We start from the raw sequence: 14,189 nt of genomic DNA on the forward strand, positions 1-14,189 counted from the left end.
GATTGTACTTTAAGCGACCAGTTGGGGGAAAATGGATTTTAAGCCGGCAACAATAATCTCTACGGAAATGGCGGCAAGCATCATGCCCATGATGCGGTTGAGGATGGTCAGGCCGGTCGTGCCCAAGCGTTTGCTGATGCGTCCGGCAACGATCAGGATGAGATAGCAAATCAGGCTGACCAGAAAGCCGGAGATGATAATTAGGGCAATATCGCTGTAATTTTTGGCGGCAGAGGAGTAAATGATGACGGTAGAGATACCGCCGGGGCCGATGGTAATCGGAATGGCAATGGGTACGACGGCAATGGCTTTTTCATTGCGGCGGACTTGTTGCGCACTTTGATGTTCTTCTGAATGGGGATCAATTTGGGGTTTGGCAGGATTATCGTTGCCGTTCATTAAGGATATGGCAATCAGCAAAACCAGAATACCGCCGCCGACTTGGAAAGAGCCCACGCTGATACCGAGTACTTTCAACAAGATACCGCCGCCCAGCGCAAAGACGACAATCACGATGAAAACGGCTAGTGCGGCAGTACGCGCAATTCTGCGTTTTTCTTTGGTGCTGTGGTCTTGCGTCAGGTCAAGATAAATCGAGAGCGCGCTGAAAGGATTAATCAGCACGAGAAATGCTACAAGCAGCTTGCCGATTTCTACACCCAGTTCCATATCATTTCTCGCTTTCAGTTAGTTCATCATTATCCATATTACGACGGCGGAGGTTTTTGTGTTCGTTGGCAATACCCATCAACAGGGCGAGCACCACCATGATGGAAAGCGTAGCCGTACCGCCGTAGCTGACCAAGGGGAGAGGGACGCCGACAACGGGCAAAATACCGCTGACCATGCCCATGTTTACAAAGGCATAGCAGAAAAAGGTCATGGTCAACGCGCCTGCCAGAGTACGGCTGTAAAGGGATTGAGCTTGCGCGGCAATCCACAATCCGCGTGCCAAAATGATAAGGTAAACCAGCAGTAAAAGGATATTGCCAATCAGGCCGAATTCTTCGCCGAATACTGCGAAAATAAAGTCAGTCGTTGATTCGGGAATATAGTCCAAATGGGTTTGCGTACCGTTGAGCCAGCCTTTACCCCATACGCCGCCCGAACCGATGGCAATCATGGATTGGATGATGTGGTAGCCTGCGCCTAACGGGTCTTTGGTTGGATCGAGCAGAGTGAGGACGCGGGTTTTCTGGTAGTCGTGCATGCCGTAATTCCACAAGAGCGGCAAAGCGGCCACAAAGGCAATAATGGCGGCAAAAATAGCCTTCCAAGGCAATCCGGCAAAGAAGATGACAAAAATACCCGAAGCCATAATCAGCGCGGCTGTACCGAGGTCGGGCTGTTTCAAAATCAGGGCGACAGGAACAAGAATCAGAACGAGGGCGACAATATAATGTATCCATTTCAGACGGCCTTCATAGCGTTGGAAATACCACGCGACAGTCATGGGAATACCGATTTTCATGATTTCGGAAGGTTGGATACGGGTAAAGCCGAGGCTCAGCCAACGGGTCGAACCGTTGACGGTAACGCCGGCAACTTCGACGCCAATCAGCAGTAATACGCCGACAATATAAACAGGCAGGGCAACTTTGGCAGCCGTTTGCGGCTTGAATACGGCGATAATCCATAACAGGGCAAAGCCCAAAACGGTATGGATGGTTTTGTTTTCCAATTGGCCGAACTCTTGCCCGTCTGCAGAATAGAGCAGGAATAGGCTCATGATGTAGATAGCGAGCATGGCAAAAAACAGCCAAGGGTCAATCGGGGCTGTAATGGTGGATTTGAACGTTTTCCACGCTGATGTGTTATTCATGATGAACCTCCGGCTGTGAGGCAGGGCTTGTCGGAGTCAGTCCGTAGGCAGATTGGAAAATGCTGGTAATAGGCTGATGCTTGTCCATTGTTTCAGTTTTGGCCAAATCTGCCTCAAGGCCGTCTGAAAACTGTTGCGGCTTGACATTAAGCATATAAAAATCAGTCATTTCACGGGCCAATGGCGCGGCATACGCACCCCAGCCGCCATTTTCCAAAATAACGGCAATGGCAATTTCAGGTTTTTCCAATGGCGCAAACGAGATAAACCATGCGTGGTCGCGGTGTTGTTCGCGCAAGGCTGCGGCATTGTAGCGGCCGCCCTGTTTGATTTGTACGACCTGGGCCGTACCGGTTTTACCGCCCATCGTATAGGAGAGTCCACCACCGATACGGTGCGCCGTACCGCCCGGTTTCAATACCTTTTCCATTGCGCGTTTGACGTATTCGAAGTTGTCGGCTTTGAACGGAATTTGACGCTCGGGATTAGGGTTGATGCGGGTAATTTTGCGCGCGCCGAAATCCAATATTTCTTTGACCAAATGCGGCTGATGGACAACACCGTTGTTGGCCAGAGATGCTGTCGCATGTGCCATTTGCAAAGGCGTGTAGGCATTGTAGCCTTGGCCGATACTGACGGAAACCATCTCGCCGGCGCGCCATTCTTTGGCAGTCGGGTCGGAAGATTTGGCAAAGCGTTTGGCTTTCCATTCGCGGCTGGGCAAAACGCCTGTGTATTCGCTGGGCAGGTCAATGCCGGTTTTTTGGCCGAAACCGAATTGCGCCAGATACGGAGAGGCTTTATCAATACCCATCTCGTAACCCAAGCGGTAGAAGAAGGTATCTGAGGATACTTGAATGGCTTTACTCAAGTTGGCCGAGCCGTGACCGCTGCGGACAGAGTCGCGGAAAATATGGCGGCTACCGGGTATGCTCCATGCGCCGGGGGAGGGGACAATGGTGTTCTGAGTGATTTTGCCGCTTTCCAACAAGGCCATGCCCATAAAGGGTTTGAATGTAGAACCCGGCGGATAAAGGCCTTGGGTAACGCGGTTGATCAAAGGCTTTTTCCAATCGTCATTCAGCATTTTCCAAGTGTCGCTGTCGATGCCGTCAATAAAGAGATTGGGATCGAAGGAAGGCTTGGAAACAAAAGCCAAAACCGTACCGTCTTGCGGATTGATGGCCACCAATGCGCCACGGCGGTCGCCTAAAATGCGGTCAGCTTCCTGCTGCATACGGATATCCATACCTAGGCGCAAGGTTTGCCCCATTTTGGACGGAACATTTTTCAATACGCGGACGATATTGCCGTAAGCGTCTTTTTCGACTTCCTGATAGCCTGGAATGCCATGAAGCTGGTGTTCGTAATATTTTTCCAAGCCGGATTTACCGATGTGCGTACTGCCGCGGTAGAGGGCGGTCAGGCCTTCTTCTTCCAGCATTTCTTTGTCTTTGTCGCTAATACGGCCGATATAGCCTAAGAAATGGGAAGTCAGCTTGCCGTAAGGATATTCACGGAATGTGCGTGAGTTGACCTCTACGCCTTTAAATTCGCGCAGATGTACGGACAAACGGGCTGCTTCTTCATCGGTCAGTCTGAGTTTGAGCGGGATATTTTCAAATTTTCGATAGCTTTCGCGGTATTTTTTGAAGCGTTTTAAATCTGTCGGCGTAATATCGACGTATTTTTTCAATGCTTCGATGACATCTTCCATTTTGCCTTCAATGCGGCTGGGAATAACTTCAAGCGAAAAGACAGGATAGTTTTTGGCCAAAGGAAAGCCGTTGATATCGACGATTTCGCCGCGTACGGGCGGCGTTGGAATCAGGGTGATACGGTTGCTTGATGCTTGACCGGAAAACTCATTGTGTTGAGTTACTTGCAGGTAGAAGAACCGCGCCAGTAAGATGGAAAAGAAGATGACAATCAGGATAAAGGCAACGAGCAGGCGCAACAAAGCATCGGCTTGTGCTGCCTGAGCGGAAGGTTTTTTGGTATGTTGACCACCGGAAAGACGGCGTGGAAGAATCGGTTTCATCTTTTCAGCGGGAGCGGTAAATACGGGTCACAATCAGCATCAGCTGGCTGAGTATCGGCCAAAGTAATGCGCCGACAAATGGGGCAACAAAGCCTTGCAAAGTGATGACCTGATGATTGAGGAACAAACGGGCAACAGTTAAGACGGCCTGATTGAGAAGCAGCGCAGCCAATACAGCGGCCAATTGCATAATGTGGCCGTAAAGCATGATTTGGCGGCGGCGGTTTAAGATGAAATAAGTCATCGCGACGTAAGATAGGGCGTGTAATCCTAAAGTCGAGGCGGTTGCGGCATCGACAATCAGACCGATGGCAAAAGCCAGTCCCATGCCTGCACGTTGCGGCTGGTGCAATGTCCAATACAGCAACATCAGTGCCGTCATTTCAGGCAGCCAGAAGAACCCGTCAAAGGAAAACGGCATAAAGTCCAGTATCATCATCACGATGAGACTGGCCGCCATGATGTGCAGCGGTACTGCACGGTAAGAATCGTCAAAATCGTTCATGAAATCAGCGTGGGGAAGAAGGGCCGGAAGAAAGTACCAAGACAAAACGGCTGCTGCGTAAAGCGGCCAAAGGCGTCAGTTGCGTATCGTAATAAGGCGTTCCCGATGCGCGGACAACCTTGCTGACGGTTGCAACGGGAATCCCCGCCGGATAAGTACCGTCCAAGCCGGAAGTCAGCAGAATATCGCCGGGTTTCAAGTCTGAACCGGTTGGGAAATAGCGCAAATCCAAACCGTTGCCATTGCCGTATGTCAAGTTGCGTTCGCCGGTGCGACTGACGGCTACGGGGACAATGCTTTGTCCGCTTGAGATCAGTTCAATTTCCGCGCTTTGTGTGTGAACTTGTGTCAACAGGCCAATCAAACCGCTTTGATCGATGACTGCATCGCCAACTTTCAAACCGTCTTGGCTGCCCTTGCCGATAATCAGTCTTTCGGAAAGCGGATCTTTGCCATTGGAAATGACTTCCGCACCGATAACGTTGTGAATGCCTTTTTGTTGTAAACCGTACAGTTTTTTCAATTCGCGCAATTCATCGGTATTGACTTTATCCCGCTGCAAATCGATTTTCAGACGGCCATTTTCTTCTAAAAGCTGGCGGTTCTGTTCCAAGAGCTCGGATTTGGACTGGGAGAGGTCAGCAAAATATTGATAAAGTTGAACAGGTTGATTCGCCAGCCATTGAATAGGGTAGAGCATGGGCATTACTGCCGCACGCACCGGCTGCATCAATGAAAAGCGGTAATCGGCCACCATCAGGCCGGCAGCCAGAGCGATATAAACGACAAAACGAGGCAACAGCTTAGAGCCTTTTGCCTCGTCAAAGCGCAAAGAAGAGCGATCCATAACCATCTACCTTATGGGTTTTCCGTAAACACGGTATCCCATTTGCCGATATAGTCCAAAGCCTTACCAGCACCATAGGTAACGCAGTTCAGAGGCTGGTCGGCAATACCAACGGGCAGGCCGGTTGCGTCGGCCAAGACGGTATCGATACCGTGCAGAAGCGCGCCACCACCGGTCAGCATAATACCGCGGTCGGCGATGTCGCCGGCCAGTTCGGGCGGAGCCTGTTCCAAAGCCAGACGGACGGCACGGATGATTTGATTTACTGTTTCACTTAATGCTTCACGGATTTCATCTGAAGTAACCGCCAAGGATTTAGGCGTACCTTCGGCCAGGTCGCGGCCTTTAATGCGCATGGCTGTTTCGGTTTCAAAACCAGAGACCGAGCCGATTTGTTTCTTCAATTCCTCTGCCGTCGCTTCACCGATTAAGACACCGCGATGGCGGCGTAGGTAATGGATGATGCTTTTGTCGAACTCGTCGCCGGCTGCGCGGACAGAAGCGGAATAGGCCATACCGCCCAGTGAAAGAATACCGATTTCAGTCGTACCGCCACCAATATCGACAATCATCGAACCTGCCGCATCTTCAATCGGCAAACCTGCGCCCAAAGCGGCGGCCATCGGTTCTTCAATCAAATGCACGCTTGCCGCGCCGGCGGCAAACGCTGAATCCAAAATCGCTTTACGTTCCACTTGGGTAGAGCCGCCCGGAACACAGATAACCACACGGGGCGGAACCAAAGACCGTCCTTCGGTGGCTTTTTTAATCAACATACCCAGCATACGCTCGGTAATCACAAAATCGGCAATCACGCCGTCTTTCATCGGACGGACGATTTCGATATTGCGCGGTGCACGGCCCTGCATTTTTTTGGCTTCCGTACCAACCGCCATGATTTTACTTTTATTGCCCGCGCCGGATTGAATCGCAACCATGGACGGCTCATCCAAAACAATTCCTTTGCCGCGTACAAAAATCAGCGTGTTGGCCGTGCCCAAGTCGATGGCAATATCATTAGAGAGGAAACGAGATAAAAGACGAAACATAGGATACCTGAAATTCCGGCCCAGCCCGGATGTGTTTAGCGTTATTTAAAATAAGAAAAACAGGTACACGGTTTAAGACGGATAAATGCACCCTGAAAAGGCCGTCTGAATCAAAACACCATGCCAACCTGTTTGGTTTTCGGTTATAATTCTTCGCTTCATAGAAGACGAAATGCAATGATACCCCAAACCCAAGGTGCATTGCTATCAGACAAGGATTTTTTATGGCTTTAAGCTTAAATGATGTGGAAAAAATCGCAAAACTCTCGCGCCTCACTTTAACGGACGAAGAAAAAAACAAAACGCTTGCCGAGTTGAACGACATTTTCGCCATGGTTGAAAACATGCAAAGCGTCAATACCGACAGCATCGAACCCATGGCGCATCCGCACGAAGCCGCTTTGCGCCTGCGCGAAGATAAAGTGACTGAAACTGATCACGCTGCAGAATATCAGGCTGTTGCCCCAGAAGTGCGCAACCGACTGTATATCGTTCCTCAAGTGATTGAAGAATAAGGTTTCAGACGGACTTTGCTTATCGGCAAACCCCTATTGCAAGGCCGTCTGAAAGGATATTCTGTTCAGACGGCCCGATTTATTGATTTAAACGGATGTTTTCAATATCTGTTTTGAAAGCAAAAACTGTTTTATAGAAAGTACGGCACAATGACCGCTTACACGCTCAAACAAGCCAGCAGCCTGCTGCAATCCAAACAAATTTCCGCAGTCGAATTGGCGACCGAATATTTGGCCGCTATTGCTGCGAAAAACCCTGCCATCAACGGCTACGTTACCATCGATCAAGATAAGACCCTTGCTGAAGCCAAAGCAGCCGATGCGCGTATCGCAGCCGGCAATGCAACGGCTTTGACCGGTGTGCCGGTTGCTTACAAAGATATTTTCTGCCAAACAGGTTGGCGCAGTGCATGCAGCTCCAAAATGTTGGATAACTTTGTTTCTCCTTATACTGCTACTGTGGTGCAAAATCTGTTGGATGCCGGCATGGTTACTCTCGGCCGTACCAATATGGACGAATTTGCCATGGGTTCGACCAATGAGACTTCATTCTACGGCGCAACCAAAAACCCATGGAATCTTGAACATGTTCCCGGCGGTTCGTCAGGCGGTTCGGCTGCCGTGATTGCGGCGCGTTTGGCACCGGCTGCCTTGGGTTCGGATACCGGCGGTTCTATCCGTCAGCCTGCATCGCATTGCGGCATTACCGGCATCAAGCCGACTTACGGTACGGTTTCACGCTTCGGTATGGTTGCCTATGCTTCCAGCTTCGACCAAGCCGGCCCTATGGCGCAAACAGCCGAAGACTGTGCGATTTTGTTGAATGCCATGGCCAGCTTTGATGAGCGCGATTCCACCAGCTTGGAGCGCGACAAAGAAGACTATACCCGTGATTTAGACAAGCCACTCAAAGGTTTGAAAATCGGTTTGCCTAAAGAATATTTCGGCGAAGGCGCGGATGCCGATGTTCAGACGGCCTTACAAAGCGTTATTGATTTGCTCAAAGCTCAAGGCGCGGAGACTGTTGAAGTTTCCCTGCCGCAAACATCATTGTCGATTCCTGCTTATTACGTTCTCGCCTCTGCTGAAGCAAGTACCAACTTGTCCCGTTTCGACGGCGTACGTTATGGTTATCGTGCGGCGCAATTCGGCGATTTGGAAGAAATGTACAGCAACACCCGTGCCGAAGGTTTCGGCAGCGAGGTCAAACGCCGTATCATGATCGGTACTTATGTATTGAGCCATGGTTACTACGATGCTTATTATCTGAAAGCGCAAAAACTGCGCCGTCTGGTTGCCAATGATTTTCAGACGGCCTTTGGTCAATGTGATTTCATTTTGGCGCCGACTGCGCCGACTGCCGCGCCGAAACTTGGCAGCGACATCCACGACCCTGTCCAAATGTACTTGTCCGATATTTACACCATCGCCGTGAACCTTGCCGGTTTGCCTGCACTGACTCTGCCTGCCGGTTTCAGCGCAAACGGTCTGCCGATTGGTGTTCAATTTATCGGCAACTATTTCTCCGAAGCCAAAATTTTGGGTGCCGCACATCAGGTTCAACTGAACAGCGATTGGCATACTAAAGCACCGGAATAATGTTTTAGGGCCTTGATGATTCAAGGCCGTCTGAAAATAAACCATATAAAAGTGCCTGAATGTATTGAGGTGCTGCATATTGTAGATATTTAAAAATCATGACAGCCACCGACTTCATTCAAATCATTGGGACAGCTGCGTTTGCCATTTCCGGCTATTTGGTCGGCTACAACAAGCGGTTGGATGTACTCGGTGTCGTCATTACTGCGTTACTGACGGCTGTCGGCGGCGGCATGATACGCGATGGTTTGGTCGGCCGGATTCCGCAAGTGTTTTTGCAAACCGATGCGCTGATAGTCGTGTTTGCCACGCTTGCCATTGCATGGTTGATAAGGGTGCAACGTTATCGCAGCACCTATTTGGCCGCTGCTTTTATTATTGCCGATGCCATCGGTTTGGCAGCGTTCAGTATTACCGGTGCACAAATCGGTATGGCTTTGCAGCTTAATTTGTTCGGCGTTATTTCTTTGGCTTTTGTGACTGCCGTTGGCGGCGGTATTGCGCGCGATATTTTGGTCAATGATGTGCCGATGATTTTGCGCACCGACCTTTACGGCAGCGTAGCCATTTTGATTGGTGGGCTGATTTATCTGTTCGGACATTTGGGCTGGATTAATATTTTTACGTTAAACCTGCTTTTTGCCGGCGGATTGTTGTTTCGCCTGACTGCATACCGTTTCCATTGGCAACTGCCTGGTTTCCAACGTCGCAGGAAATAAACTTATCTTACAGACGGCCTGTTATGGTTTCTTATTTAGGCCGTCTGAAAAACGAATCACTCATTTAACCGATTAACTTTTTTTCGACAGAAAGACCCTTATGACTTGGGAAACCGTAATCGGACTGGAAATCCACGTCCAACTCAACACCCAATCCAAAATCTTCAGCGGCGCATCCACTGCATTCGGTGCTGAACCTAATGCCCACGCCAGCGTGGTTGAGTGTGCGTTGCCGGGCGTATTGCCGGTAATGAACCGCGAAGTCGTCGAAAAAGCCATCAAACTCGGGTTGGCTTTGGATGCGAAAATCAATCAGAAAAACGTGTTCGACCGTAAAAACTATTTTTATCCTGATTTACCAAAAGGCTATCAAATCAGCCAGTTGGATTTGCCGATTGTTGAACACGGCAAACTGGAAATCGTAGTGGGCGATGAGGTTAAAACCATCAATGTTACCCGTGCGCACATGGAAGAAGATGCGGGTAAATCCGTACATGAAGGTTTGAACGGTGCTACCGGTATCGACTTGAACCGTGCCGGTACGCCTTTGTTGGAAGTTGTCTCCGAGCCTGAAATGCGTTCCGCAGCCGAAGCTGTGGCATATGCTAAAGCGTTGCATGGTTTAGTGACTTGGCTGGATATTTGCGACGGTAATATGGCGGAAGGTTCGTTCCGTGTTGATGCCAACGTTTCTGTACGTCCAAAAGGTCAGGCCGAGTTCGGTACACGCCGTGAAATCAAAAACCTCAACTCTTTCCGCTTCTTGGAACAAGCCATCAATTATGAAGTGGAAGCGCAAATCGAAATTTTGGAAGATGGTGGTAAAGTACAGCAGGCAACCATGTTGTTTGACCCTGAAAAAGGTGAAACCCGTGTGATGCGTTTGAAAGAAGATGCGCACGATTACCGCTATTTCCCTGACCCGGATTTGCTGCCGGTCATTATTTCAGACGGCCAATTGCAAAAAGCCAAAGAGCAAATGCCTGAATTGCCACATGAAATGGCGGCGCGTTTTGTTGCCGATTACGGCGTGTCTGACTATGATGCGCGCCTGTTGACTGCCAGCCGCGTTCAAGCTGCCTATTTTGAAGAAGCAGCCAAAGCCTGCGGCCAAGGTAAATTGACGGCGAACTGGATGAACGGTGAGCTTGCCGCTACCTTGAACAAAGAAGATTTGGAATTGGCTGAAAGCCCGATTACAGCTTCACGTCTTGCCGAGTTGGTTGCTAAAGTTGCAGATGGAACATTAAGCAGCAAACTGGCGAAAAAAGCTTTTGAAGCAATGTGGGCTGAGCCTGAAGCAGGTATTGCTGAAATCATCGAAAAACATGGTTTGCAACAGATTACCGATACTGGCGCAATTGAAGCTATGGTGGATGAAGTGCTGGCAAACAATGCGAAAGCCGTTGAGCAATTCCGTTCCGGTAATGAGAAAGCCTTGAATGCGATTGTCGGTCAAGTGATGAAAGCAAGTAAAGGCAAGGCCAATCCGGCTCAGGTTCAAGAGCTGATTAAAGCTAAATTAGCTTAATAGATAGGACAGGCCGTCTGAAAAATAGGTCTTATTTTTCAGACGGCCTTTATTTTGATTCTAAAATTATTCTAAATACCATGACACATACTATTACTTTACCAGATCAAACTACATTTACGGCAAACGAGGATGAGACCGTTCTTGCCGCTGCGACCCGTCAGAATTTAAATCTGCCCCATTCTTGTAAAAATGGCGCCTGCGGACAATGTAAGGCCGAGTTGATTAGTGGCGAATTTGAAATGGGCAAGCATATTGATAAAGCCATCAGTGAAGAAGAAAAAGCACAGGGCAAAGTGTTATTGTGTTGTACCACTGCGAAGAGCGACCTCAAAATCAATGTGCCAGGTTTTAATCAAAATGCTTTGCCGGTGCGCACTTTGCCTGTACGCATTGAAACGATTGAAATCAAACATGATGTTGCTTTGTTGCGATTGGCTTTGCCTAAAGCGCCGCCATTTACATTTTATGCCGGGCAATATATTGATTTGCTGCTTCCCGGCAATATCAGCCGTAGCTATTCAATCGCCAATTCGCCTGATCAAGAAGGCATTTTGGAACTGCATATCCGCAAACGTGAAAACGGCGTATGCTCAGAAATGATTTTTGGTGCAGAGCCTAAAATCAAAGAGAAAGGCATTGTCCGCGTTAAAGGCCCATTGGGGACGTTTACTTTGCAAAAGGACAGCGATAAACCGATTGTTTTGTTGGCAACGGGTACAGGTTATGCCCCTATCCGCAGCATTTTGCTTGATTTGATTCATCAGAATAGCGAACGTCAGGTTCATTTTTACTGGGGAGCACGTCAGCAGGAGGATTTGTATGCACTGGAAGAAGCAGAAGTATTAATAGGCCGTCTGAAAAATGCGAAATTCTCTCCTGTTCTTTCTAAGCCTGATTCCGATTGGAAAGGGGAGAATGGATACGTGCAAAATGTTGCAGCACAAAATTATCCTGATTTGAGCCAATATGAGGTTTATGCTTGCGGATCACCAGAGATGACCGAAAGTGCACATGGTTTGCTGACTCAAAAATACGCTTTACCGGAAGATGCCTTTTTCTGTGATGCTTTTTCACCGGCATAGGAATATATTTTACGGAATTCATATGTTTGAATATGGATGTTAAGAGTAGAGTCTGACGGTAATCCGTTTGAGAAAGAGGGTGTTTTTACACACTCTCTTTTCTATATAGTAGTTTTCAAAAAATATTTTTATCTTAAAGAGAAGGCTATTCTGTTTGTCATCAAACATTAACTTGATTATCTATCATAAAGAAAAAGGCCGTCTGAATATTTCAGACGGCCTTTGTTTTGAAGCAAGTATTAGCTACCCATCAGTTTCAAACGTTGACCAGGAGTCACAGTACGGGTATTGCGGTTCCAACGGCGGATATCATTAACATCAACATTGAAACGGCTGGCAATGGTATTCAGGGTATCGCCTTTACGTACAGTGTAGGAAACGTTTTGAACCGGGTTGCTGCGGACTTTTGCCGGAGCAGCTGTAACACGGAGGATTTGGCCTTTTCTGATATTGTTGCCTTTGATGTTGTTGGCAATAATCAAATCAGCTACGCTCAAGTTGTAACGTTTGGAGATATTAAACAACGTATCACCATCTTCCACACGGTGTGTGCCTGCTGCAAGTGCTGCAGTTTGTGTGTTTTGTTGGCCATTTACACGGGCAAGACGCGCATTGATGCGTTGTTGTTGTTTAGCGGTATTGGCTGCGATACGTGCTGTACGAGCGCTTTCGGCAGTCACAACAGTTTGAACTTGTTTGGCTTCAGAAGTCGCTTCAGCAACAGTCGCTGCAGGTTCCTCCGCAGGTTGGCTTTGTACCAAAGCCATCAGGTCATCACGCTCTTCTTGAACCAGAGCAACAGCAACAGATTCAACTGCTGGAGTAGGGGTTACATCGTTTGCGGCAACAGTCGGCGCGGTCAAGTCTGCAGGGATGGCTGATTTGGGCGCTTCTGTAACATTTTTAGCAATGGTCTCGGTAGTCGCATGGGTCATGGCTGCAACTGGAGCAGGCACTTCCGCATTTGCAACTTGAGGTTGGGCTTTGGTTTCTGTTACCACTACGGAAGTAACGTTTTCAGTTTTGCTGCGTGCAATAAAGTCAACCGGTTTGCTGGACTGTGGAACAACAGGAGCAACAATATTGGTCACAGTAGTTTGAGCAACTTTAACCGGTTCTGCTACGCTGGAAGCAATAATCGGAGACATAGCCGGCATATTGGATTGGTAAGTATCCGGAGTATTGTCTTTGTCGATAAAGTTAATAATGTCTTGACTTTGGGTAGCTGAGTTTTTAGCCACCAAAATGCTGCGGCCTTCAGAAATGGCGCTACCGCTCAGGCCGTTGAGGCGCTTGAGTTCGGCTACGCTCATGCCGGTATCGTTGGCGATGACATTAAGCTTTTTGTTACCCAAAGAAGTATAAATATCCCAAGACATCAGGGTATCTGGATTGGCATTGCGGTAGTTCTTCTCAAATGCAGAAACCGCAGAAACCGGCAACAACAGACGACGGTTGTTTTTAGGGATGAATACCGGAGCATTGAAACCTGGGTTGAGTGCCAACAGTTCGCTTTCGCTGATGTTTGCAAAACGAGCAATTGTGCTGTTATCAATAGGTTTGTCGATGCTGACAGATTTGAAATACGGCTGATTGCTGATTTCGCTGATATTCATGCCAAAAGTTTGCGGATTGGCAACGATATTACGGACGGCCAAGAGTTTTGGAACGTAATTGCGTGTTTCGTTCGGCATACGCAGATTTTCGTATGTCGGTTCCAAACCTTGCGCGCGGGCGCGGTTGACAGCGCGTCCGACATTACCTTCGCCCCAGTTGTAAGCGGCAAGCGCCAAAGACCAGTCGCCGAACATACCGTGCAGGTATTGCAGGTAGTTCAATGCGGCATCGGTAGCGGCGTAAATATCGTGGCGGCCGTCATACAAAGGCGTTTTTTCCAAGCCGAAGTGGCGGCCGGTAGCCGGCATAAATTGCCACAGGCCGGATGCACCGACGTGTGATTTGGCTTTGGTTACGAATGCGCTTTCAATGAAAGGCAGCAAAGCGATTTCGGCGGGCATATTGCGTTTTTTAACTTCATTGGCAATATGGTACATATAAGGTTTGCTGCGGGAAATGGTGCGGTCGAAATATGCGCTGTTTGCAGCAAATTTGTTTTCGTGGCGGCGAACCAGTTCTGTGTTGACTTCGTTGATGCGGAAGTCTTTACGCAACGATGCCCATAAGCTGCCGGAGCCGAAGGTTTGTGCTTTGGCTTGGTCGAGCAGGGCGGAGTTGAGGCGCATCATAGCCATGCCGACTTGGTTGGGCGTAGCGTTTTGCGCATAGGCTGTGGCGGAAACCGCCGACAGGCTTGAAACGGTCAGAGCGATGGTTTTTAGTTTTGCCATAGTAAATAAAGTTATCAAATATATAATAAAATTTTGTCTTTTTGATAGTATCGTTTCAGCATTTAAACGTCAAGTCGAGCAGGGAATTTGCTTGTGTGATGTGGCCGTGGTGTTAAAATTCTGTCACA

The 14,189-nt window shown here is 48.6% G+C and carries 12 protein-coding genes; 5 read left to right on the plus strand and 7 right to left on the minus strand.

Annotated elements, in window-relative coordinates; translation table 11 throughout:
• Nucleotides 1-9: 9 nt before the first annotated feature.
• From DBY97_RS04190 to DBY97_RS04215, 6 genes are read right to left on the minus strand one after another with little or no spacing between them, the layout of a single operon-like run.
• Entirely contained in the window at nt 10-669 is a 660-nt protein-coding gene (locus DBY97_RS04190) for a MarC family protein (protein WP_063068826.1), read from the minus strand.
• A 1-nt stretch (nt 670) separates the two neighbouring features.
• Complete coding sequence (rodA, locus tag DBY97_RS04195; RefSeq protein WP_107857546.1) at nt 671-1,822, minus strand: rod shape-determining protein RodA; 1,152 nt, start codon at nt 1,820-1,822, stop codon at nt 671-673.
• Entirely contained in the window at nt 1,815-3,863 is a 2,049-nt protein-coding gene (mrdA, locus tag DBY97_RS04200; RefSeq protein WP_107857547.1) for a penicillin-binding protein 2, read from the minus strand. The genes rodA and mrdA overlap by 8 nt, the downstream gene beginning before the upstream one ends.
• Before the next feature lie 4 nt (nt 3,864-3,867).
• Nucleotides 3,868-4,368: a rod shape-determining protein MreD gene (gene mreD / locus DBY97_RS04205; protein ID WP_107857548.1), complete on the minus strand. Its 501-nt coding sequence runs from the start codon at nt 4,366-4,368 to the stop codon at nt 3,868-3,870.
• Between the two features lie 4 nt (nt 4,369-4,372).
• Entirely contained in the window at nt 4,373-5,215 is an 843-nt protein-coding gene (gene mreC, locus DBY97_RS04210) for a rod shape-determining protein MreC (RefSeq protein ID WP_107857549.1), read from the minus strand.
• 11 nt (nt 5,216-5,226) lie between these two features.
• On the minus strand, nt 5,227-6,264 hold the full coding sequence (locus DBY97_RS04215) for a rod shape-determining protein (protein WP_107857550.1): 1,038 nt from the start codon (nt 6,262-6,264) through the stop codon (nt 5,227-5,229).
• Between the two features lie 224 nt (nt 6,265-6,488).
• Here DBY97_RS04215 and gatC point away from each other — a divergent pair, with 224 nt between their 5' ends.
• From gatC to DBY97_RS04240, 5 genes are all read left to right on the plus strand, one after another.
• Entirely contained in the window at nt 6,489-6,779 is a 291-nt protein-coding gene (gene gatC / locus DBY97_RS04220) for an Asp-tRNA(Asn)/Glu-tRNA(Gln) amidotransferase subunit GatC (RefSeq protein WP_107857551.1), read from the plus strand.
• 150 nt (nt 6,780-6,929) lie between these two features.
• Nucleotides 6,930-8,378, plus strand: a complete 1,449-nt coding sequence (gene gatA / locus DBY97_RS04225) for an Asp-tRNA(Asn)/Glu-tRNA(Gln) amidotransferase subunit GatA (protein WP_107857552.1) — start codon at nt 6,930-6,932, stop codon at nt 8,376-8,378.
• Nucleotides 8,379-8,476: 98 nt separating this feature from the next.
• Nucleotides 8,477-9,097, plus strand: coding sequence for a trimeric intracellular cation channel family protein (locus tag DBY97_RS04230; RefSeq protein WP_049331484.1), 621 nt, complete (start codon nt 8,477-8,479; stop codon nt 9,095-9,097).
• Nucleotides 9,098-9,197: 100 nt separating this feature from the next.
• Nucleotides 9,198-10,628 carry an Asp-tRNA(Asn)/Glu-tRNA(Gln) amidotransferase subunit GatB gene (gatB, locus tag DBY97_RS04235; RefSeq protein ID WP_107857553.1) on the plus strand — a complete coding sequence of 477 codons (1,431 nt, stop codon included), beginning with the start codon at nt 9,198-9,200 and terminating at the stop codon, nt 10,626-10,628.
• 80 nt (nt 10,629-10,708) lie between these two features.
• The gene (locus tag DBY97_RS04240; RefSeq protein WP_107857554.1) at nt 10,709-11,713 is read left to right on the plus strand and encodes an FAD-binding oxidoreductase; all 1,005 of its coding nucleotides are present in this window, start codon (nt 10,709-10,711) and stop codon (nt 11,711-11,713) included.
• A 239-nt stretch (nt 11,714-11,952) separates the two neighbouring features.
• Here DBY97_RS04240 and DBY97_RS04245 read toward each other — a convergent pair whose 3' ends face one another.
• A complete protein-coding gene (locus DBY97_RS04245) occupies nt 11,953-14,061 on the minus strand; it encodes a LysM peptidoglycan-binding domain-containing protein (protein WP_107857555.1) in 2,109 nt (702 codons plus the stop codon).
• Nucleotides 14,062-14,189: the final 128 nt, after the last annotated feature.

Origin of the sequence: Neisseria subflava (assembly GCF_003044645.1) — a bacterium.
Classification (GTDB): Bacteria; Pseudomonadota; Gammaproteobacteria; order Burkholderiales; family Neisseriaceae; genus Neisseria; species Neisseria subflava_B.

Coding starts and splice junctions, on each gene's coding strand:
- mreD (WP_107857548.1), bottom strand. CDS start 4,368: ATGAACGATTTTGACGATTCTTACCGTGCAGTACCGCTGCACATCATG.
- DBY97_RS04230 (WP_049331484.1), top strand. CDS start 8,477: ATGACAGCCACCGACTTCATTCAAATCATTGGGACAGCTGCGTTTGCC.
- DBY97_RS04240 (WP_107857554.1), top strand. CDS start 10,709: ATGACACATACTATTACTTTACCAGATCAAACTACATTTACGGCAAAC.
- gatA (WP_107857552.1), top strand. CDS start 6,930: ATGACCGCTTACACGCTCAAACAAGCCAGCAGCCTGCTGCAATCCAAA.
- gatB (WP_107857553.1), top strand. CDS start 9,198: ATGACTTGGGAAACCGTAATCGGACTGGAAATCCACGTCCAACTCAAC.
- mrdA (WP_107857547.1), bottom strand. CDS start 3,863: ATGAAACCGATTCTTCCACGCCGTCTTTCCGGTGGTCAACATACCAAA.
- gatC (WP_107857551.1), top strand. CDS start 6,489: ATGGCTTTAAGCTTAAATGATGTGGAAAAAATCGCAAAACTCTCGCGC.
- rodA (WP_107857546.1), bottom strand. CDS start 1,822: ATGAATAACACATCAGCGTGGAAAACGTTCAAATCCACCATTACAGCC.
- DBY97_RS04215 (WP_107857550.1), bottom strand. CDS start 6,264: ATGTTTCGTCTTTTATCTCGTTTCCTCTCTAATGATATTGCCATCGAC.
- DBY97_RS04190 (WP_063068826.1), bottom strand. CDS start 669: ATGGAACTGGGTGTAGAAATCGGCAAGCTGCTTGTAGCATTTCTCGTG.
- DBY97_RS04245 (WP_107857555.1), bottom strand. CDS start 14,061: ATGGCAAAACTAAAAACCATCGCTCTGACCGTTTCAAGCCTGTCGGCG.
- mreC (WP_107857549.1), bottom strand. CDS start 5,215: ATGGATCGCTCTTCTTTGCGCTTTGACGAGGCAAAAGGCTCTAAGCTG.